Here is a 21,572-nt window from a genome sequence, read left to right as displayed (position 1 = left end):
CTCTCTCGGTCGGGGGTGCTAGGCGGGTGTGCGGCCGGTGAGGCGGGACCACTGGCCGGGGTCCTGGCGGAACAGGCGGTCCTTGACCTGGGTGGGGCGGATGCCGCTGTCGACGCGGTCCTGCCAGTCGCGCTGGAACGCCTCCGGGTCCAGGAGCAGCAGCGCGGGCGCGGCGAGCCGTCCGTCCGCGCGGGCCGCGCGGTAACCGGAGGACTCACGGGCCAGGGCCTGGTCGAGGAGGCCGGTGAAGCGCTCGGACTCCTCCGGGCTCCACGGGGTGAGCGGGGCCAGGGCGAACGTGTAGGCCGGCCGTGGGCCGCTGGGCACCCGGCAGGCGGCGTTGCGCAGTTCGAGGCCGGTGGCGGACAGGGCGGCGGACAGCGCCCGGATCACCTGCGCGTCGCGCAGCCGTTCCCCGGCGTGGTCGGAGCGCACCGCGCGGCCGGCGTACTCCAGGCGGGGCACGCCGTCCTGGTGGTCGACGACGCGGACGACGTCACCGACGGCGTACCGGTACAGGCCGCCGACGTGGCTGAAGACGACGTGGTAGTCGCGGCCCGCCTCCAGCTCGTGCGGGCGCAGGGTGGCGGTGTCCGGGGCGAGGTCCTCGTCGGCGTCGGCGAACTCGTACACCGAGGCGGTCACCACCAGGCTGCCCGCGGTGGGGTGGCGGTCCAGCGGGACGGCGACCGGTCCCTCCGAGGCGGCGACCGGGGCGGGCAGGACGGTGACGTGGGTGCCGAACTCCTCGCGCAGCCGCGGCATGTACAGCGAGGCGACGGCGGTGGTCCAGCAGAACAGAGCGCGCATCCGGGGCCAGACGTGGGCGGGGCGGACCGTGCCGTGACGGCCGGCGAGCTGCTCGAGTTCGGCGGCGCGGGCGGGGTTCGGGGAGCCGTGGGGCAGTCCGCCGAGGGTGCCGTCGTGGATCTCCTTGAGGATGCGCGGCCACCACAGGCGCAGCTGGTACGGGAGGGCGGCGACCATCGCCGGGTTGATCCCGATGACGCACCGCACGTCGTGCTCCGCGGCCAGGCGCAGCCGCAGGTACATCTTCTCCGTGTGGTCGCCGGCCGCGACCGGGACGGGCAGGGTCGCCCAGGAGGCGCCGGTGCCGGGTTCCGCCGAGAGGGGTTCGCCGAAGGTGGCCCCGAAGTCGACCTGGCTGGCGCCCACGTGGGGGCGCCCGGAGGCGGTGGTGGGCGGGGCGGCGACAGGGTCGTGCTTGAGGTTGAGGACGGCGGCCGGGTGCGCGAGGACCTCCGGGACGTGCTCGATGAGGGGCGCCCAGGCGGCGTAGTAGAAGGGGAAGAAGGTGGTGCGCATGAAGCGGGGCGTGACGGGGATCTTCTTGTGCGCGCCGGTGCTGCCGCTGCTGGTGAAGAAGACCGCGGGGCGGTCGGCGGTCAGGACGTCCGGCTCTCCGGCGGCGGCCCGCTCGATGTACGGTTCGAGGTCCGCGTACGTCTGGAGCGGTACGGCGCTGCGGTAGTCCTCGAGGGTGCGGATGCGGTCGAAGCCGTGCCGTTGTCCGTACGCGGTGCGGGAGTTGTACTCCAGCAGGTCGGCGAGGACCCGGCGCTGGTGGGCGTCGGGGTCGGTGAACGCGGCGCGCAGGCGCCGCCGTTCGGTGAGGACGCGGTCGCGGTAGCGGCGCAGCCGGTCGGGGTCCGTCCAGGCGTCAGGCGAACTCACGGGTGAGCACCTCTCGTATCGCCGCCACGGTGTCCTCCGGGCGGTCCTGTTCTGCGATCACGGTCAGGGGAAGGTGCTGGATCTCGCCGAGCAGGCTCTTGGCGAGGTCGTTCTGGTAGCGGCGGAAGGCGTCCCACTCCGGGTGGGGGCCGTAGTACTCCAGGAGGTTCAGGTCGGCGCCCCGCCGACAACGTTGCCAGGCGGTTTCGGGCGTGACGTCGAGGTAGACGACCCGCAGCGGCTGGGGGAAGGTCCGCCACCAGGCGAAGAGCGGGCCGTCGGACGCGCCGGCGAGCCGGCACTTGGCCAGCAGCTTGTAGTAGTAGGAGTCGACCAGCACGGGCGTGTCCGGGTCGGCGCGCAGCAGCTCGTCGCGCAGGTGGACCACGCCGGCCTGCACCAGGGTGGCGAACAACTCGGGTGACCAGGCGTTCTGGTGGGCGGCCACGTCCTCGAGGGCGTGCCGGCGGAGCCTGCCGATGAGGGCGTGTTCCGGGGCGAGGAAGGCGTCGTCGACGGAGAGCATCCGCCACCGGGGTTCGCTGCGGCCGAGGTGCCCGAGCGCCGACGACTTGCCCGCGTAGTCCGGTCCGAGCAGGACGCAGAAGGGCGCGTGCGTGGTGCCGGACGCGTCCGCCGGCCGCTGTGCCGGCCGCTGTGTCCGCCGCTGCGTCGGCTGGTCCGTGGGCTGCTCCGTGGGCTGCTCCGTCTGGACGGCCATCGTTCCTCCCCCTGGTACGGCGTCGGTTGCCTGCGACTCCGATCATGCAAACAGAGGCCGGGAATGCCGGGTTCTCGCCGGCGTAACTCCATGGTCACCAGGGGAGGTCGGGGACGGTGGGGCGCCGGGGAAAGCAGCGGTGGCCGCCCCGTGGATCGGGGCGGCCACCGGGACCTGCGTGCGGTCAGGGTGTCACTTGGTGCCGGCCAGCAGGCGGGCGGTGATGGTGGCGAGGCGCTCGCCCTGGTAGCGGGCGGCGGCGAGGGTCTCCTCGGACGGGGCGTCGGCGCCCGCGTGGGAGGTGCCGTACGGGTTGCCGCCGGCCGGGTAGACGACCTGGTCCGCGTAGCCCGGGGCGACGATCAGCGAGCCCCAGTGGTGGAACGTGTTGTACAGGGCGAGCGTCGTCGACTCGTTGCCGCCGTGGGTGTTGTAGGCGCTGGTGAAGCCGGTGGCGGGCTTGTTGGCCATGACGCCCTGCTGCCACAGGCCGCCGGAGGTGTCGATGAACTGCTTCAGCTGGGCGGCGATGTTGCCGAAGCGGGTCGGCGAACCGAGGGCGTAGGCGTCGGCCCAGGACAGGTCGTCGAGCGTGGCGACCTCGATGCCCTTGGTGGCCTCGACGTGCTGGCGCCAGGCCGGGTTGGAGTCGATGGCGGATTCCGGGGCCAGCTCCGGCACCCGGCGCAGCCGGACCTCGGCGCCGGCCTTCTCCGCACCCTCGGCGACCGCCGTGGCGAGCTTGTGGACGTTACCGGTGGACGAGTAGTAGATGACCGCGACCTTGGCACTCATGATGAGGCCCCTTCCAAGCAGAGATCGTTAAGAGCGAAACAGACTGCCGCGACGAAGCGGATCGGTATCCGCTTCGTCGTACCTCGAGTAAAACGGATAGCGATCCGGTTTACAAGCGGTTCAGGAGAGGAAAACGGATAGGTATCCGCTAACCTCGAACCATGACCCCCGAACTCCCCGTCATCGGCCAGACACCGCCGGAGCGGTCGGACGCCGCCCGCAACCGCCGGAAGATCCTGGACGCCGCGGCGCGCCTGGTCGCCGAAGAGGGCCCGCAGGCCGTGACCATGAACGCCGTCGCCCACGCCGCCGGCATGGGCGTCGGCACCGTCTACCGCCGCTTCGGCGACGTCAGCCGGCTCCTGTTCGCCCTGCTCGACGACGGAGAGCAGCGCTTCCAGGAAGCGTTCATGACCGGGCCCCCTCCGCTCGGCCCCGGCGCCCCGCCCGCCGAGCGGCTCCGCGCGTTCCTGCACGCGGTCGCCGACCGGATCGTCGAGCAACTGACGATCATGCGCGCGGCCGAGGCCGCGTCACCGAAAGCCCGTTACTCCAGCGGGGCCTACCTCACCATGCACACCCATGTGGCCATGCTGGTCAGGCAGTTGAGACCGGAGGAGGACCCGACGGTCCTGGCGCACCTGCTGCTCGCGCCGTTCGTGCCGAGCCTGTTCGAACACCTCACGGTCGAACAGGACCTGACACCGGACCAGGTCAAGGCCGGAATCGATGGCCTGCTCGCACTCTAGCCGCGTCCGCGACGCCGGGAAGGGGGCCGAGGAGCGCCGGTGCCCGGCCGATTACCGGCCGGTTGCCACGGCGGCGCGCGACGGTTCTCCGGCGGTGGCGCCCGATGAACGATCCAGTTACCCGGCCGCGGCTAGCGTCAAAACCGCTTCCTGATCGATCGCCTCGCGCCGGGCGCGGGCACCAGTTCAAGGGGGATACGCGTGGGACTGGCGGAACGACATCAGCACATCGACTCGCTCAGCCGTCTGATGTCCGAATGCTCAACGGGCCGAGGCCGCGCCGTGGTTCTGCACGGCACCGGCCCGAACGGGAAGACCGAGCTGCTCGACCACACCATCGGGCAGGCCGAACAGTTCGGCTTCCAGGTGCTGCGGGCCGTGGGAGCGCGGCCCGAACGGGCGCTGCCGCTCGGGATCATGGCCCAGCTGGTGCGGGGTGCCGCCCTGCCCGGGGACCTGGGCCGGCAGGCCGCCACCTGGCTCGAACGGGCCGCCGAGGGGCCGGCCGTGGACACCGCGCCGGGAACCGAGGCGGTGCAGCTCTTCGACCGCCTCTGCCGCGTCTTCCTCGAAATCGCCACGCGCGCACCGCTGTTGCTCGCGGTGGACGACGTGCACCACTCCGACGCGGCCAGCCTGCACTGCCTGCTGCACCTGATCCGCCGCATCGGATCGCTCCCGGTGTACGTCGTGCTCGGCGACGACACCGCTACCTCCACCGAACTGCCGTTTTTCCGCGGGGAGTTGCAGCGCCAGCCGTATGTGACCCGGCTGGCCGTGGAGCCGCTCACCGCCGCCGGGGTGCACGAACTGGTCGCCGAACGGCTGGGTGCCGAGCGGGCACCGGCGCTGGCCCCCGACTTCCACCGGCTGACCGGCGGCAACACCCTGCTGCTCAGCAGCCTGATCGAGGACTTCACCACCAGCGGCGGCATCCGGGCACAGGGGTACGGCGCCGCGTTCGCCGGGCACCTCGAGCGCGGCGACGCCGCCCCGCTCGCCGTGGTCCGCGCGCTCGCCGTCCTCGGACCCGAACGCAGCCCGGCCGAGGTCGCCGAGCTGGCCGGGGTGTCCGAGGCCGAGGTGGGCACCGTCCTGGCCACGCTGAACGGCTCGGGGCTGCTCGCGGAGGGCGACTTCCGGGCCCCGGCCGCGCGGATCGCCGTACTGGAGGCGCTCGGGCACACCGAACGGGACCGGCTGCACCTGGCCGCCGCGCGGCTGCTGCACCAGCGCGGCGGGCCGGTCTCCCGGGTGGCCGCGCACCTGGTCGAGACCCAGTCCGCGCCCGGCGACTGGGCCGTCCAGGCGCTGCGCGAGGCGGCCGAACGCGCGCTCGTCGCCGACCAGCGGGCCACCGCCGTCGCCTGTCTGGAACTCGCGCACCGGGCGTGCGCGGACGAGGGCGAGCGGCCCGCGATCCTCGCCCGGCTCCTGCACGCCGAATGGCTGAGCAGCCCCGCCGGGGCGGCCCGGCACCTCAGCGCGCTCGGCGTGGCCGCCGACGCCGGACGGCTGGAACGGCCGGAGCGTCTCGCGCTGGTCCAGCGGCTGCTGTGGCACGGCCGCACCGACGAGGCGGGCCGGGTACTGCAACGGCTGCGCGCCACCGCCCGCACCCCGCAGCCGGGCCAGCGCACGGACCTGCTCGACCTGGAGCACTGGCTCGCCTGGAACCACCCCGAACTCGCCATGGACAACCGGCCGCAGGCCACCGCCGCGACCGCGCCGTTCCTCGGGGCGCCGACCCGCTCCGGCCCGCTGCTGCACGTCACCGGCGTGCTCGCGGACGCCCTGACCCGGGGCCGGCCGCAGCGGGTGACCGACCTCGCCGAACTGGTCCTCGGGGACCTGCCGCGGAGCCGGGCCGGGGAGTGGAGCGCGGAGGCCATGCTCACCGCGCTCACGGTGCTCACCGCCGCGGACCGGCCCGGCGACGCGCTCGCCTGGTGCGAACGGCTGGTCGCCGAGGACGTCCACCTGCTGCCGGTGACCACCCGCGCCCTGATCGCGGCGGCACGGGCGGAGGCCGCGCTGCGGCTGGGCGAGCTGGCCGGTGCGCTGGAGCAGGCGCGGCTCGCGTTCGTGCTGCTGCCGGCGAAGGCGTGGGGCACCGCGGTCGGGCTGCCGCTCGGCAGCCTGCTGCTCGCCGCCGCCCGCACCGGCGACTTCGAGGAGGTGGCGCGGCAGCTCACCCAGTCGGTCCCCGACGCCATGCTCGCCAGCCGCTACGGCGTCTCCTACCTGTACGCCCGCGGGCACTGCAGGCTGGCCACCGGACACAGCCACGCGGCCCTCGCCGACTTCATGGCCTGCGGCGAGCGGATGCGGGCCTGGGGCCTGGACGGACCGGGCCTGCCCGCCTGGCGCACCGGCGCGGCGGAGGCCTGGCTGCGGCTGGGCAACGCCGACCAGGCGAAGAAGCTCGCCTACGACCAGCTCGGCCGGCCCGACGCGGCCCGGCCGCACACCCGGGGGCTGGCGCTGCGCATGATGGCGGCGGTCAGCCCGGTCAAGCGCATGCCGGCCCTCCTCAACGAGGCGCTCGACCTCTTCGAGGAGTGCGGCGACCAGTACGAGCAGGCCCGGGTGCTGGCCGATCTCAGCCGCGCCCAGTTCGAGGCCGGGGACAGCCGCCGGGCCCGGATGCTGTTCCGCCGGGCCCGTCACATGGCGCAGCTGTGCGGGGCGGAGCCGCTGTGCGAGGAACTGCTGTCCGCGCCCGAGGCGCTGGGCGGCGAGTCTCCCGCCAGGGAGCCGGGCGCCGGCGCCGGACTCACCGACGCGGAGCGCCGGGTCGCGGCGCTGGCGGTACGCGGCTACACCAACCGCGAGATCGCCCTCAAGCTGTACGTCACCCCCAGCACCGTCGAGCAGCACCTCACCAGGACGTACCGCAAGCTCGGCATCAAGCGCCGCAAGGACCTGCCGGCCGGGCTGGGCGTGGAGACGGGCAGCGGGACGGCGGCGTGAGGGTGCCGCCGGCACGACGGCGGGGTCTTCTTCAGGGGCTCCGCCCCTGAAACCCGGCGGGGGAACCGGCCTCTGGGGCTGCCCGCCCCGGCCTCAGGGCCGTCCGGCCGGGGGCGGGAGCGGGGCCCCGTCGGGGAGGGCGGGCCTCCGGGGCCGTTTCGGCCGGGGCAGGAGCGGGGCCCCGACGGGAGGGCCTCCGAGGCCGTTCCGGGCAGGGCATGAGCAGTCCCCCGTCGGGGAGGGCGGACCTCCAAGACCTTCCCTCCGGGACAGGAGCAGTCCCCCCGTCGGGAAGGGTGGGCCCCTCCAGGGCCTTCCCTCCGGGACGGGAGCAGGGCTCCCTCCCGACGGGCCGCCAAGGCCGTTCCGGCCGGGCACGAGCAGCGCTCCCGTCGGGAAGGGCGGGCCCGAGCGGCAGCGTCCTCGTGGGGGACCGGGGGTCAGGGTTCCGCCGTGCGGGCCAGGAGCAGTGCTCCTGTCAGGGAGGACAGGCCGCCCAGGCGTGCCGCGTGGATCTCGGGGGCCGGAGCGCCGGGGCGGGCCAGGGCGGACGTGTGGGCGGCCACCCTCGCCACGTAACCGGGGATGCCCGCGGCGAAGCCGCCCCCGACCACGACGCGCCGGGGGTGGACCAGTTCGGTCAGGGAGACCGCCGCCGCGGCCAGGGCCGCGCAGCTCTCGTCGACGGCGGCCGTGGCCCACTCCTCGCCCGCCACGAACGCGTCCCGCAGCTCCGTGAACTCGACCGGGGTGTCGCGGAGCCCTGCCGCCCGGCGCAGGGTGGCGGGGCCCGAGGCGACCGCCTGCACACAGCCGCGCCGCCCGCAGGCGCACCGCTCCCCCGAGCGGTCCACGACGATGTGTCCCACCTCGCAGGAGCCCCGGCCGAGGCCGGGCACGAGCCGGCCGTCCAGCACGATGCCTCCGCCGACGCCGGTGCCGACACCGAGGTAGACGAGGTCGCGGCAGCCCGCCGCGTCGGCCTCCGCGAGGGCGCCGAGGTCACCGTCGTCGGCGCAGTCGACCCGCGCGCCGGGCAGCAGTCCGGTCAACTCGGCCCGCAGGTCGACCCCTCTCCAGAACGGCCGCCCCGGCCAGGCGACGACCCGGCCCTCCGCGTCCAGCGTCGCGGGCATCGCCACCCCGACCGCCTCGACGGCCCCGGCCGGCACCAGCGTCCGGGTGTGGGCGGCGAGCGCCGCCAGGTCGGCGTCCACGCTGCGCTCCTCGGGCCAGCGGAAGACGGTCTCGGTGTGCTCGCCCGAGGGAGCCAGCGCACGCAGGGCGACCTTCGTGCCGCCGACGTCCATTCCGAGGTGAGTCATGACGTCCCTTCTCCTGTGCGGGGAAATTCTTTTCTCCGGTCATCCGGCTTTTCTTCCGGGGGCGGGCAGGGGGGTGTTCCCGGGAATCGCGTCCCGGAGGTCACGGATACGTTCGGCAGCAGAGTGTTCCACCCACGCCGAATACCGGACAGGGAAGTCGGAGGAGCCATGTCCCTGCAGCAGTGGCGTACGGAAAGTCCCGCCGCGGCGGGAGAAACGGTGCTGCGCATTTTCGCGGGAAGCACCGATGACCACCCGTCCGACCCGCTGGCCCCCTTACGGGCCGCCCTGGTGCAGTCGGTCGAGGCCGTCGCCGCCGCGGTCGGGCACGTCCCGCCCGCCTCTCCCCCGGCCCCCCGGGAAAAGCACCGGTGAGAACGGGTCGGGGCCGCGGTCGGCGGGCGTACGGGGTGGGGGCGGCCGGGAGGCGTCGGCCGCCCCCGCGCGGTCACGGCGCGGGCAGCACCGTGTCGCGGACCAGGGCGGTGATCGCCTCCTGGTGGTCGGCCGGGAAGAAGTGACCGCCGGAAAAGACGTGCAGGTCGGCGCCGGCCGGAGCGTGCCGGGACCAGGCGGCGGCGCTGTCGACGGAGACCCTCGGGTCGCTGTCGCCGACCAGCACCGTCACCGGGCAGTCCACCGTGGCGCCGGGCGCGCAGCGGTAGGTCTCGACCGCGCGGTAGTCGCCGCGGACCACCGGCAGCATCAGCTGCTGCAGCTCCTCGTCCTCGAAGAGCAGCGGGTCGGTGCCGCTGAGCGTCCGCAGCTCGGCGAGGACACCGGCGTCGTCGAGCCGGTGTACCAGATGGTCCCGGTCCAGCGACGGTGCCGGCCGGCCCGAGGCGAAGAACCTGAGCGGTGTCAGCCCCCGGGCCTGAAGGCGTCGTACGGTCTCGAAGCCCACCGTCGCGCCCATGCTGTGGCCGAAGACGGCGAACGGGCGGTCCAGGTAGGGGATCAGGGCCTCGGTGATCGCGTCCGCGAGGTCGTGGACGTCGGTGATCACCTCCTCGCGCCGGCGGTCCTGCCGGCCCGGATACTGCACCGGCAGGACCTCGACGTCCGGCGTCAGGGCCGCCGAGAACGGCCGGTACCAGGTGGCGGCCCCGCCGGCGTGCGGCAGGGCGACCAGCCGGACGGCGGTGTCCGGGGCCGGGTGGTAACGCCGTATCCACGTGTCGTGGTCGACTTCGGTCTGGTTCACAGGGGTTCACCTCGGGGGACGCGGTCAGCCGATCGGCGGTGTCAGTTCCAGCAGGGCGCGGGCGGCGAGGCGGTAGCCGAGGGCTCCCATGCCGACGACCACGCCGTCGGCGAGCGGGGCGATCACCGACTCGTGGCGGAACTGCTCGCGGGCCCACACGTTCGACAGGTGCACCTCGATCCACGGCTTGGGGTAGTTCGCGAGGGCGTCCCGCAACCCCCAGCCGTTGATCATGAGCGCGCCGGGGTTCACGATGGCGCCCGCGGTGTAGTAGTGCTCCTGGATCGAGCGGATGAGCTCGCCCTCGGAGTCGCGCTGCACCGAGACGATGTCCCAGCCGCGCTCGGCGACCTCCTTCTCGATGGCCTTCTCGATGTCGAACAGGGTTTCCGTGCCGTAGATCTCGGGCTCGCGCCGCCCGAGGATGCCCAGGTTGGGCCCGTTCAGCAGGAGTATCGCGGTCACGATCCCGCCTTTCTGTCTCGGAGATTTCTGTCTCGGAGGATGGGAAAACTTGTAGCATCGAATGGAATCCGCCGGAAATGCCAGGGGTTCGCGCAGGGCGGGACAGGGGCGTTTCTGGGGGGCCGGTAGGGGATGCGAAGCCTCGTCATCGGCGGTGTAGCGTGCTAGCGGCGGTGTGAATACCTCGGCCTTTTTGGTCATGTTTCCCGCCGGGCCCGATGAATTCCGGGCCGTCTTCGACGACCCTCTCCCCGAAAAGGAATGGTTGCGCATGTCTGACCGTAAGCCGCTCGAGATCCCGGTGTGGCCCCAGTACGGGGACGAAGAGCGTCAGGGCCTGATCCGGGCGCTGGAGCAGGGCCAGTGGTGGCGCATGGGCGGCAGTGAGGTCGCCACGTTCGAGCGGGAGTTCGCCGAGTTCCACGGCGCCGAGTACGCGCTCGCCGTCACCAACGGCACCCACGCCCTCGAACTCGCCCTGCAGATCCTCGGCATCGGGCCGGGCACCGAGGTGATCGTGCCCGCCTTCACCTTCATCTCCTCCTCGCAGGCGGCCCAGCGGCTCGGCGCCGTCGCCGTCCCGGTCGACGTCGACCCCGAGACGTACTGCCTGGACCCCGCGGCCACCGAGGCCGCCATCACCGAGCGGACCCGGGCGATCATGCCGGTGCACATGGCCGGCCACTTCCCGGACATGGACGCCCTGGAGAAGATCTCCACCGCCCACGGGATACCGCTGATCCAGGACGCCGCGCACGGCCAGGGCGGCCGCTGGCAGGACCGCGGCTACGGCGACCTCGGCTCGGTCGCCGCGTTCAGCTTCCAGAACGGCAAGCTGATGACGGCCGGCGAGGGCGGACTCGTCCTCTTCCCCGACCGTGAGCTGTACGAGGAGGCGTTCCTGCGCCACTCCTGCGGCCGGCCCGCGACCGACCGCCAGTACCTGCACCGGACGTCCGGGTCCAACTTCCGGATGAACGAGTTCTCCGCGGCCGTGCTGCGCGCCCAGCTCAAGCGCTACCCCGAGCAGCTCGCCACCCGTGAGGAGCGGGCCCCGCTGCTGAGCTCGCTGCTCGCCGAGATCCCGGGTGTCGTGCCGCAGAAGCACGACCCGCGGGTCACCTCGCACCCGCACTACATGGCGATGTTCCGGGTGCCGGGACTCAGCGAGGAGCGGCGCAACGCGCTGGTCGACGAGCTGGTCGCGGCCGGGCTGCCGGCGTTCATCGCCTTCCGCGCCATCTACCGCTCCGACGGCTTCTGGGAGACCGGGGCGCCCGAGGAGACCGTGGAGCAGATCGCGGCCCGCTGCCCGAACTCCGAGGCGATCAACAACGACGCGATCTGGCTGCACCACCGCACGCTGCTCGCCTCCGAGGAGCAGATCCACCGGATCGCCGAGACCGTCGCCGACGTCGTCTCCTCCTCCCTGGCCTCGGCATGAGCGCTCCGGGCTCCGTCTCGCGGGCGCAGCCCCCGGTGCGGGTGGCGGTGGTGGGGCTCGGCTGGGCGGGCAAGTCGATCTGGCTGCCGCGGCTGCACGCCCACCCGGCCTTCACGGTCAGCGCCGTCGTCGACCCCGACCCGGTCGCCTGCGCCAACGCCGTCCAGTCCCTCACCGAGACCCACCTGCTGTCCAGCGTGGACGAACTGACGTCCCGCCATGCCGATCTCGCGATCGTCGCGGTGCCCAACCATCTCCACGCGGACATCGCCTGCCGGCTGCTCGCCAACGGCATCCCGGTGTTCGTGGAGAAGCCGGTCTGTCTCGACTCCGACGAGGCCCGGCGGCTGATGGTCGCCGAGAGCGCGGGCGGGGCGGTGCTGCTCGCGGGCTCCGCCGCCCGCCACCGCGCCGACGTGCTCGCACTGCGCGACCTGGTGCGGGGGCTCGGCCGGATCCGGCACGTCGAACTGTCCTGGGTACGGTCCCGCGGGATCCCGGACGCCGGTGGCTGGTTCACCCGGCGCAGTCTCTCCGGCGGCGGTGCCCTGGTCGACCTCGGCTGGCACCTCCTCGACACGGTCGCGCCGCTGCTCGGCGAGGTCGGGTTCGAGCAGGCGCTGGCGACGGTCTCCGACGACTTCGTGCGCAGTGCGGCGGCTCGGGCGGCGTGGCGCGACGGTGCGGTGGGGGCCGGGGCGGCGGGTGCGGAGGCGGGTGCGGCGGGCGGTCCGGCCGGTGGTCCGGCGGGCGGTCCGGCGGGCGGTCCGGCCGACGGGCAGGTGGACGGTGATGTCGAGGACACGGTGCGGGGGTTCATCGTCGCCGACGGCGGGGTGTCGGTGTCGCTGCGGGCCGGCTGGGCCTCGCACGAGCCCCGGGACGTCACCCTGATCCGGGTCGACGGCAGCGCGGGCACCGCCACACTGCGCTGCACCTTCGGGTTCAGCCCGAACCGGGTGGACTCCGAGCTCACGCTCACCCGGGACGGCGAGGTCAGCGCCGTACCGTTCCCGCAGGAACCGGTGGGCGCCGAGTACATGCGCCAGCTCGACGGCATCCCCGCGCTGCTGGCCGACCCGGCGAGCCGTGGCCGTGCGGCCGCCGAGACGCTCCGCACCATCCAGGTGATCGAGCGCCTGTACGACTCCGCCCGCGCGGCCCGGACCACGGGCTCGGCGGGATCCCTCTCCGCGGACGCCGTGGGCTCCGCGGGCACCGTGGGCGCCGTGGACACCGTGGGTTCTGCGGACGCCGCAGGCGCCGGGGACACCGCGGGCCCCCGCAACCGGACGGGCGGGCAGGCGACCCCTGCCCCGACTCTCGCTTGAGGACAGCTCCATGACACTTGAGGACAGTTCCATGACCCAGAACACCGGCATGACCGTCGTCGAGCCCGCCGACTGGCGTGAACGCAACGTGCGGGCGGTGGTCTTCGACCTCGACGGCGTCCTCGTGGACAGCTTCGCCGTCATGCGTCACGCCTTCACGGTGGCGTACCGGGAGGTCGTCGGCGACGGCGCGGTGCCCTTCGAGGAGTACAACCGGCACCAGGGGCGCTACTTTCCCGACATCATGCGGATCATGGGACTGCCTCCGGCCATGGAGGAGCCCTTCGTCCGCGAGAGTTATCGCCGCTCCCACGAGGTGCGGCTGTTCGACGGAGTGGTGGACCTGCTGCGGGAGCTGCGGGCGCGGGGCGTGCGGACGGCGGTGGCCACCGGCAAGAGCGGGCCGCGGGCGCGGGCGTTGCTGTCCCAGCTCGGGGTGTTCGACCTCTTCGACGAGATCATCGGCTCGGACGAGGTGCCCCGGCCGAAGCCCGCGCCGGACATCGTGCGGCGTGCCCTGACCCTGCTGGGGGTCGAGCCGCACGAGGCCTTGATGGTCGGTGACGCGGTGACCGACCTGAGCAGTGCCCGGGGGGCGGGAGTGGCGGCGGTCGCGGCGGTCTGGGCGGACGTCGACGAGGCGGAGCTGTTGGCTGCCGGGCCGGATGCGGTGCTGTCGTCCCCGGAGGGTCTGCTCGGGCTGCTCGGCAGCACGACACCGGCGGTGTAGCTCCGCTCGGCTGGGCGGGCCTTGGTCCCGGCTCCCTTTCGGGGGCCGGGACTTTTGGCGTTCGCCGTCCGGGGGAGGTGGTTGCCGGGGGCGGCTGCGGGGGCTGCGGGGGGGGGTGGCTGCCGGGGGCAGCTTTGGGCGGTCGCCTGGCGGCGGTCGCCTGGGGGTCGTCGTGGGGCCGGGGTCGTGGCGGTGCGGCGAACCCGTCGCGTGTTGGGCGTACGGCTGCCCGTTGGTGGGAGTGGACGTGGGCTGTGCAGCGCTGAGCGACGGGCTGCGCCGCACCGCCACGACCCGCTCCCGCCGCCTCGCGAGTGCGGGTGCGTTCGGGGCGGCCCGCCGCTTCCGCCGTCTTGCCGGTGCGGGTGCGTTCGGGCGGCGGCCCGACCGCTTCCGCCGCATCGCGAGTGCGGTTGCGTTCGGGGGCGGCCCCACTGCTTCCGCCGTCTTGCCGGTGCGGGAGCGATCGGAGGACGCCCGACTGGCTTCGCCGGCTCGCGCGTGCGGGAGCGATCGGGTGTGGCCCGGCCCTGGGGTGCACGGGCGGGTGCGGAGAGGGTTTCGGGGGCGGTCCGTTCCGCGGGGTGAGGGTGGGCATGGGGAGGAGCCCCATCCCTGGGGGATGGGGCTCCTTCGGGTGGGGGTCAGCGGCGGGGCATTGACTGCAGGGTGTGGAGGACTGTCGGTTCGGGGACGTCCTGGACCAGTTCGGGGCCCCGGGGGCCGTCCAGGACGAAGGCCAGGCCGGTGGTGGCCTTCTTGTCCAGGCGCATCAGGGCGATCAGGTCGGCGGGGCTGGGGCCGGGGGGCAGGGCGGTGGGGAGGCCGTAGCCGGAGACCACCTCCAGGTGCTGGGCGACCCGCGTGTCGTCGATGCGACCCAGGGCGGCGGCGAGGCGGGCCGCGAAGATCGTGCCGATCGCGACCGCCTCCCCGTGCTTCAGGGCGAAGTCCGTGGCGATCTCCAGCGCGTGGCCCAGCGTGTGGCCGTAGTTCAGGAGATGGCGCGGGCCGCTGTCGCGTTCGTCGGCCATGACCACCGCCGCCTTCATCGCCACGCTCGCCGCGATCTGCTCGTACAGCGGGAGGTGCCGGATGTCGCCGGTGCCGATGAACGCGGCACGGGCCAACTCACCGTAGCCGTTGATCAGTTCGCGCTCGGGGAGGGTGGCGAGGTAGTCCGTGTCGCACAGGACCGCCTTCGGCTGCCAGTACGTGCCGACGAGGTTCTTGCCCTCGGGCAGGTTCACGGCCGTCTTGCCGCCGATGCTGGCGTCGACCTGGGCGAGCAGGGAGGTCGGCAGGTGGATGACGGGCACGCCGCGGTGGAACAGGGCGGCGGCGAGCCCCACGGTGTCGGTGGTGGTGCCGCCGCCGCAGCTGACCACCGCGTCCTGCCGGGTCAGTCCGAACCGGGCGAAGGCGCGGCAGAGCTCGTCGACGGAGGCGAGGTTCTTGTCGGTCTCCCCGTCGCGGGCCTCGATCAGCCGGTACGGCACTCCCGGGTCGGGCACCCACTCCTCGGGGCGTGCGGAGACGACCACCACCCGGCGGGCGCCGGTCTGTTCGACGATGCCGGGCAGCAACCGCCGTACGCCGGGGCCGATGTGGACGGTGTACGAGCGGTCGCCCAGGTTCACGGCGACGCTGCGCCGCTGTTCCGGGGGCGCGGAGGGCGCGCCGCTCGCCGGCGCGGATGTCAGGGCCACGTGGCCTCCCTTTCGATGACGTCGGAATACATGGGGGATGCCGGAGTCGGCTCACGCGCTCTGCAGCACCGGCCCGCCCGGGGCCAGAGCCGACTCGGGCGCACCGCGTACCGCCAGTGCCGCGAGGGCCTCGGTGCGGCCGGGGACGCCCAGGCGCCGGTGGGTGAGGCGGAGGTGCTCGAACAGCAGGTACCGGCCGGGGTGCTCGCCCTCGGTGTCGTCGGCGGTGAGGGCGGCGAGTTCGGCCAGGTAGGCCTGCCAGGCCTCGGCCACGGCGGCGTCCATGGTGAGCAGTGCGGACGCCTCGATCAGCTCCTCGCCCCGCTCGGCGACACGCCGGCCGAGCGCGAGGCGCTGCCCGGCGTCGAGCGGGGCGGCCCAGTGCTGCCAGCACAGGAACAGGAACGCGGAGCGGTCGCCGGCCGGCAGCAGACCGGCCGCGTGGCGCAGGTGCAGCACGGCGAGGGCGAGCCGGTCGGCCGCGGTGAGTCCGCCCGAGCGGGCCATCGCGAGTGCCAGTTCGCTGGAGCGGGTGGACAGGCCGTCGGTGGGGGCCGGGGCCCGCTCCTCGCAGCGGTGCAGCAGCCGGCCGCCGGTGCGGCCGGTCTCCTCGACGAGCCGCGTGAGGATGTTCCGGACCGCCGTGTCGCCCGCGCCGACCCACAGTTCGGTGCCCGGGGTGCCGTCCCGGAACGGGTGGAAGAACCAGTGGCCGTCCGGCTCGTCACGGACCGCGGCCAGGGCCGCGGCGACTCCCTCCGGCAGCCGGGGTGCCGAAGCGGCTTCCGTATCGGCCCAGGCCTGTCCCGGCAGCCTGCAGAACAGCCAGTTGTGCGTCATCGCGGATCCCCTCGGAATAGCGTCGCTATTCTCCGTCGGTTACGGTTGCGTTTCCCTTTCGGCCCGGTACTCTCCCTTTCGGGAGCGGGCTGCGACCGAGCGTAGGGCGCCGGTCATCCGGCTTCCATCGAGCGGTCGCCACCGGCCCATGAACCCGCTGAATGAGGGTGGTTGTAGGGGGGCGGGCTGGGGGGTGCGGCCACCTCGCACCGGACAAGACTGGGCTTTCGAGCGCGTACTCGTGTCTTTTCCGAACAAGGGGTGTCCGTCATGCTGCGCACGGAACTGATAAAGCCGTTGCCCGAACTGCTGAAATCACATGCGAATTCCTTCGGGAAGAAGACGGCATTCAGTGACGAGCGGCGGAGTGTCACCTACGCCGAGCTGGAGCGGCGCACGGCCCGGCTGGCCGGGCATCTGGCCGGGCTGCGGCTCCAGCCGGGCGACCGTGCCGCCATCCTGCTCGGCAACCGGGTGGAGACCGTCGAGAGCTACCTCGCCATCGTGCGGGCGGGCGCCATCGGGGTGCCGATCAATCCCCGTTCCACCGACGCCGAGCTGGACTATCTGCTGCGGGACAGCGGCGCCCGGGTACTGATCACGGACGCGGCCCACCTGGACCAGGTGCGCACGCTGCTCGCCGACGGGCGGGCCCTGCGGATCGTGGTCGTGGGCGCCGACGGCGCGGGCGCGGCGGTGGGTGCCGCGTCGTACGAGCGGCTGGCCACCACCGAACCGGCCGAGCCGGCCCGGGACGACCTCGGCCTCGACGACGTGGCCTGGATCCTCTACACCTCGGGCACCACCGGCCGGCCGAAGGGCGTGCGCTCCACCCAGCGCAACTGCCTGTGGTCGGTGGCCGCGTGCTACGTGCCGGTGCCGGGCCTGAGCGCCGCGGACCGGGTGCTGTGGCCGCTGCCGCTGTTCCACAGCCTGTCGCACATCTTCTGCGTGCTCGCCGTGACCTCGGTGGGCGCCTCCGCCCGCATCGTCGACGGTTTCTCGGCGGAGGAGATCCTCAAGGGGCTCCAGGAGGACGGGACCACGTTCCTCGGCGGCGTGCCGACCATGTACCACTACCTGGTCCAGGCGGCCCGGGAGCGGGGCTTCCGGGCGCCCACGCTGCGGATGTGCCTGGTCGGCGGCGCGATCACCACGGCGTCGCTGCGGCAGGCGTTCGAGGAGTCCTTCGGGGCGCCGCTGCTCGACGCGTACGGCTCGACCGAGACCTGCGGCTCGATCACGATCAACTGGCCCACGGGTGCCCGTGTCGAGGGCTCCTGCGGGCTGCCGGTGCCCGGCCTGAACGTGCGGCTCGTCGACCCGGAGAGCGGGGCCGAGGTCGGCACCGACGAGGAGGGCGAGGTGTGGGTGAGCGGGCCGAACGTGATGGCCGGCTACCACAACAAGCCGGAGGAGACCGCGGCGGCGCTGGTCGACGGCTGGTACCGCACCGGTGACCTGGCCCGCCGGGACGGCGCCGGCTACTTCACCGTCACCGGACGCATCAAGGAACTCATCATCCGCGGCGGCGAGAACATCCACCCGGGCGAGGTCGAGCAGGTGCTGCGGAAGGTGCCGGGCGTCGCGGACTGCGCGGTCGTCGGCAAGCCGCACGACGTGCTCGGCGAGGTGCCGGTCGCCTTCCTGGTGCCCGGCCCCGAGGGCATCGACCCGGAACTGGTCTTCGAGACGTGCCGGGAGCGGCTGGCGTACTTCAAGGTGCCCGAGGAGCTGTACGAGATCGAGCAGGTGCCCCGCACCCAGTCCGGGAAGATCACCCGGCACGCGCTGCTGGCCCGCCCCGGGCGGCTGCGCGCGGCGGGCAGCGGCCGCTTCGAGGCGCTGCTGCGCTGCGACTGGGTGCCGCTGTCCGAGCGCGCGCGTCCGGCCGGGGCGCCGGTGGCCGGGCCGTGGGCGGTGGTCGGCACGGATGCCGCGGCCTTCGAGGCGCCGGGCGGGCAGGCCGTCGGGTACGCCGGCATGCCGGACCTCCTCGCGGCCGTCGCCTCGGGCGCTGCGGTCCCCGCGGTCACCGTCCTGTCCGTGGACGGGATCGTCGCCGAGGCCACGGCGGGCTCCGCGCGCCCCGACGGCGAGGCCGTGGAGCGTGCCGTACGGGCGGTCGCCGCCGCCGTCGAGCCGTGGCTCGCGGACGCGGGCCGGGACGGTGGCCGGCTGGTGGTGACGACCCGTCGGGCGGTGTCCACCTCCGGTGACACCGAGGCGCCCGACCTGGCGCACGCCGCGGTCCGCGGTCATGTGGAGGCGCTGCGGGCGGCCCACCCCGGGCGGATCGTGCTCGTCGACGTCGACGGGCGTACGGAGCCCGACGCGGTGGCGGCGGGGCTGCGCACGGCGCTCGCCTCGGGCGAGGACCGGTTCGCGGTGCGCGACGGCGTGCTGCTCGGGGCCCGGCTCGCCCGGGTGTCGGCCGCCGTGGACGAGGTGCCGCGCCCGCTCGTGGACCCGCAGCGCACCGTCGTGGTCACCGGTGTCGCCGGGCCCCGGGGCGCGGCGGCCGCCCACCACCTGGTGGCGGCGCACCGCGCCCGGCACCTGCTGCTGATCAGCGCCCAGGGCGAGGCCGACCCCGCCGCCGAGGCGCTGCGCGCCGAACTCGCCGGGCAGGGCGCCCAGGTGGCCCTGCACGCCTGTGACCTCACGGACCGGGCGGCCCTCGCGGTGGTCCTGGCGGGCGTGGAGCGACCGGTGGGGACGGTGGTGCACGCCCCGGACCCCGACGACGCCTGGTCCGCCGGCCCGCTGCGGGCCGCCGCGGACGCCGCGCTCCACCTGCACGAGCTGACCCGCGCGGCCGATCCGGTGGCGTTCGTCCTGTTCTCCTCGGCGGACGGTCTGCTCGGTCTCGCCGCCGACCCGGCGCAGGCCGCGGCCGACGCGTTCGTGCAGGCCCTGGCCCAGCACCGGGCCGCCCGTGGCCTGCCGGCGCGCGCCCTGGCCTGGGGCCCGTGGCAGCAGCGCGGCGAGCGGCCGGGGTCCGGCCCGCTGCCGGCCGGCGTCGGCACCCTGGCGTCGCACACCGGGCTCGCCATGTTCGACGCGGCCCACCTCGCCTCCGCCACCTGCCTGTTCCCGGTGCAGCTGGACACCGCCACGCTGCACGCGGACGCCGTGCCGGCGCTCTTCGACGACCTCGTCGACACCGCGCCGCGCGGCGGCGAGGCCGACGACGCGCGCGCCGCGGCCCTGCGTGAACGCCTGGACGCGCTGCCGGACGACGGCGGTGTGCGCATGCTGCTGGAGCTGGTGCGTACGGAGGCGGCCCGCACCGCCGAGCTGGACGGACCGGGCGCGGTCGGCTCGCGGCGCGCCTTCAAGGCGTTGGGCTTCACCTCCGTCCAGGCGGTCGAACTGCGCAACCGGCTCACCGAGGCGACCGGTCTGCCGCTGCCCGCCACCCTCGCCTTCGACCACCCCACCCCGGAGGCGGTCGCCCGGCACCTGCGCTCGCTGCTGCTGCGCACCGCACCCGCCGGCACCGTCACCGCGGCGGTGCGTGCCGCCCACGACGACGAGCCGGTCGCCATCGTGGCGATGGGCTGCCGGCTCCCGGGCGGGGTGACCTCGCCGCAGGAGCTGTGGCGGCTGGTGGAGGAGGGCGTGGACGCGGTCTCGGCGTTCCCCGACGACCGCGGCTGGAACCTCGCCGAGCTGTACGACCCGGATCCCTCCCGGACCGGCACGTCGTACGTCCGTGAGGGCGGGTTCCTCTACGACGCGGGCGAGTTCGACGCGGACTTCTTCGGTATCTCGCCGCGCGAGGCGCTGGCTACGGACCCGCAGCAGCGGATCCTGCTGGAGACGGCGTGGGAGACCCTCGAGCGGGCCGGGATCGATCCGGTGTCGCTGCGCGGCAGTGACGTCGGTGTGTTCGCCGGGGTGATGTACCACGACTACGGCTCGAACCTGCCCCGCACGCCCGAGGGGCTCGAGGGGCAGATCGGCATCGGCACGGCGGGCAGTGTCGTCTCCGGCCGGATCTCCTACACCCTGGGCCTCGAGGGCCCGGCGGTCACCGTCGACACGGCGTGCTCGTCGTCGCTGGTGGCGCTGCATCTGGCGGCGCAGGCGGTGCGCGGCGGTGAGTGCTCGATGGCGCTCGCGGGCGGCGTGGCGGTCATGGCGACGCCGACGTCGTTCGTGGAGTTCTCCCGTCAGCAGGGGCTGGCGACCGACGGCCGCTGCAAGGCGTTCGCGGCGGCCGCGGACGGCACCGGCTGGTCCGAGGGCGTCGGTCTGGTCCTGCTGGAGCGGCTGTCGGACGCCCGCCGCAACGGGCACCAGGTGCTCGCCGTGATCCGCGGCAGCGCCGTCAACCAGGACGGCGCCTCCAACGGCCTGACCGCGCCCAGCGGCCCGGCCCAGCAGCGGGTCATCCGCCAGGCCCTGGCCAACGCGGGCCTGTCCTCCGCCGACGTGGACGCCGTCGAGGCGCACGGCACCGGTACCCGGCTCGGTGACCCGATCGAGGCGCAGGCGGTGCTCGCCACGTACGGGCAGGGCCGGCCGCAGGACCGTCCGCTGTGGCTGGGCTCGCTGAAGTCGAACATCGGTCACGCGCAGTCCGCCGCGGGTGTCGCCGGTGTCATCAAGATGGTGGAGGCCCTCCACCACGGCGTGCTGCCCCGGACCCTGCACGTAGACGAGCCGACCCCGCACGTCGACTGGTCGGCGGGCGCGGTCGAGCTCCTCACGGAGGCCCGCCCGTGGCCGGAGACCGGCCGCCCCCGCCGTGCCGGGGTCTCCTCCTTCGGTGTCAGCGGCACCAACGCCCACGTCATCATCGAGCAGCCGCCGGCCGTGGAAGAGGGCCCGGCGCCCGCCGACGGCCCTGAGGTCCCGGTCACCGCCTGGACGTTGTCCGCGTCGTCGGCGGAGGCGCTGCCCGCCCAGGCCGCGCGGCTGTCGGCCTTCCTGACGGACCGTCCGGAGCTTGGTGCCCGCGAGGTCGGGTTCGCGCTGGCCACCAGCCGCGCCCATCTGGAGCACCGGGCGGTGGTGACCGCCGGCGACCGGGAGCGTGCCCTCGCCGAGCTGCGCGCCCTCGCCCAGGGCGGTACGGGTCCGACGACGGTCACCGACCGCCCGTCGGACGGCGCGCTGGCGGTGCTGTTCACGGGTCAGGGCGCCCAGCGCGCCGGGATGGGCCGGGAACTGTACGACGCCTTCCCCGTCTTCGCCGACGCCTACGACACCGTGTGCGCCGCACTCGACCAGCACCTCGACCGGCCGCTCGCCGACGTCATCGCCTCCGGCGACGCACTCGACGACACCGGCTGGACCCAACCCGCCCTCTTCGCCGTCGAAGTCGCCCTCTACCGCCTCTTCGAGTCCTGGGGCATCACCCCCGACTACGTCACCGGACACTCCGTCGGCGAGATCGCGGCAGCGCACGTGGCGGGCGTACTCACGCTTGAGGACGCGAGTGCGCTTGTCACGGCTCGTGGACGGCTGATGCAGGCACTGCCCGCGGGGGGCGCGATGGTCGCCGTCGGCGCCTCCGAAACCGACATCCTGCCCCTCCTCCAGGACCACCACGACGTCACCATCGCCGCCGTCAACGGCCC

15 protein-coding genes are annotated in these 21,572 nt (G+C 74.1%); 7 read left to right on the top strand and 8 right to left on the bottom strand.

The features are described 5' to 3' along the window. Positions 1-18: 18 nt before the first annotated feature. The 3 genes from ACIBBD_RS24145 to wrbA form a co-directional block, all read right to left on the bottom strand. On the bottom strand, positions 19-1,695 hold the full coding sequence (locus tag ACIBBD_RS24145; RefSeq protein WP_399421573.1) for a GH3 auxin-responsive promoter family protein: 1,677 nt from the start codon (positions 1,693-1,695) through the stop codon (positions 19-21). Next, entirely contained in the window at positions 1,682-2,416 is a 735-nt protein-coding gene (locus ACIBBD_RS24140; protein ID WP_399421572.1) for a hypothetical protein, read from the bottom strand. Before ACIBBD_RS24140 ends, ACIBBD_RS24145 begins: the two co-directional genes overlap by 14 nt. 192 nt (positions 2,417-2,608) lie before the next feature. Next, a complete protein-coding gene (wrbA, locus tag ACIBBD_RS24135) occupies positions 2,609-3,211 on the bottom strand; it encodes an NAD(P)H:quinone oxidoreductase (RefSeq protein ID WP_399421571.1) in 603 nt (200 codons plus the stop codon). Positions 3,212-3,372: 161 nt separating this feature from the next. Here wrbA and ACIBBD_RS24130 point away from each other — a divergent pair, with 161 nt between their 5' ends. Both ACIBBD_RS24130 and ACIBBD_RS24125 read left to right on the top strand, forming a co-directional pair. Continuing rightward, positions 3,373-3,960 (top strand): TetR/AcrR family transcriptional regulator, encoded by a 588-nt coding sequence (locus ACIBBD_RS24130; protein WP_399421570.1) that lies wholly within the window; start codon positions 3,373-3,375, stop codon positions 3,958-3,960. A gap of 201 nt (positions 3,961-4,161) precedes the next feature. Continuing rightward, a complete protein-coding gene (locus ACIBBD_RS24125; RefSeq protein WP_399421569.1) occupies positions 4,162-6,933 on the top strand; it encodes an AAA family ATPase in 2,772 nt (923 codons plus the stop codon). Positions 6,934-7,373: 440 nt separating this feature from the next. Here ACIBBD_RS24125 and ACIBBD_RS24120 read toward each other — a convergent pair whose 3' ends face one another. Continuing rightward, entirely contained in the window at positions 7,374-8,258 is an 885-nt protein-coding gene (locus ACIBBD_RS24120) for an ROK family protein (protein ID WP_399421568.1), read from the bottom strand. Positions 8,259-8,426: 168 nt separating this feature from the next. Between ACIBBD_RS24120 and ACIBBD_RS24115 the strand changes: the two genes are divergently transcribed. Beyond that, positions 8,427-8,633 carry a hypothetical protein gene (locus tag ACIBBD_RS24115; RefSeq protein ID WP_399421567.1) on the top strand — a complete coding sequence of 69 codons (207 nt, stop codon included), beginning with the start codon at positions 8,427-8,429 and terminating at the stop codon, positions 8,631-8,633. A gap of 73 nt (positions 8,634-8,706) precedes the next feature. Here the strand turns inward: ACIBBD_RS24115 and ACIBBD_RS24110 are convergent, their stop codons facing one another. Next, positions 8,707-9,462 carry a thioesterase II family protein gene (locus ACIBBD_RS24110; RefSeq protein WP_399421566.1) on the bottom strand — a complete coding sequence of 252 codons (756 nt, stop codon included), beginning with the start codon at positions 9,460-9,462 and terminating at the stop codon, positions 8,707-8,709. 24 nt (positions 9,463-9,486) lie between these two features. After that, positions 9,487-9,927 carry a type II 3-dehydroquinate dehydratase gene (locus tag ACIBBD_RS24105; RefSeq protein WP_399421565.1) on the bottom strand — a complete coding sequence of 147 codons (441 nt, stop codon included), beginning with the start codon at positions 9,925-9,927 and terminating at the stop codon, positions 9,487-9,489. 271 nt (positions 9,928-10,198) lie between these two features. Between ACIBBD_RS24105 and ACIBBD_RS24100 the strand changes: the two genes are divergently transcribed. From ACIBBD_RS24100 to ACIBBD_RS24090, 3 genes are read left to right on the top strand one after another with little or no spacing between them, the layout of a single operon-like run. Beyond that, on the top strand, positions 10,199-11,371 hold the full coding sequence (locus ACIBBD_RS24100; RefSeq protein WP_399421564.1) for a DegT/DnrJ/EryC1/StrS family aminotransferase: 1,173 nt from the start codon (positions 10,199-10,201) through the stop codon (positions 11,369-11,371). Then, the gene (locus tag ACIBBD_RS24095) at positions 11,368-12,702 is read left to right on the top strand and encodes a Gfo/Idh/MocA family protein (protein ID WP_399421563.1); all 1,335 of its coding nucleotides are present in this window, start codon (positions 11,368-11,370) and stop codon (positions 12,700-12,702) included. Before ACIBBD_RS24100 ends, ACIBBD_RS24095 begins: the two co-directional genes overlap by 4 nt. Positions 12,703-12,733: 31 nt before the next feature. After that, positions 12,734-13,432, top strand: coding sequence for an HAD-IA family hydrolase (locus tag ACIBBD_RS24090; RefSeq protein WP_399421562.1), 699 nt, complete (start codon positions 12,734-12,736; stop codon positions 13,430-13,432). Positions 13,433-14,076: 644 nt separating this feature from the next. Here ACIBBD_RS24090 and ACIBBD_RS24085 read toward each other — a convergent pair. Next, positions 14,077-15,135 carry a 3-dehydroquinate synthase family protein gene (locus ACIBBD_RS24085; RefSeq protein WP_399421768.1) on the bottom strand — a complete coding sequence of 353 codons (1,059 nt, stop codon included), beginning with the start codon at positions 15,133-15,135 and terminating at the stop codon, positions 14,077-14,079. Positions 15,136-15,192: 57 nt separating this feature from the next. Continuing rightward, entirely contained in the window at positions 15,193-15,981 is a 789-nt protein-coding gene (locus tag ACIBBD_RS24080) for a hypothetical protein (protein ID WP_399421561.1), read from the bottom strand. Between the two features lie 270 nt (positions 15,982-16,251). Here ACIBBD_RS24080 and ACIBBD_RS24075 point away from each other — a divergent pair. Then, the coding region (locus ACIBBD_RS24075; protein ID WP_399421560.1) for a beta-ketoacyl synthase N-terminal-like domain-containing protein at positions 16,252-21,572 on the top strand (5,321 nt) is incomplete at its 3' end.

It is taken from the genome of Streptomyces sp. NPDC051315, assembly GCF_044455165.1.
Classification (GTDB): Bacteria; Actinomycetota; Actinomycetes; order Streptomycetales; family Streptomycetaceae; genus Streptomyces.
This window is presented reverse-complemented; position numbering and strand designations above follow the sequence as displayed.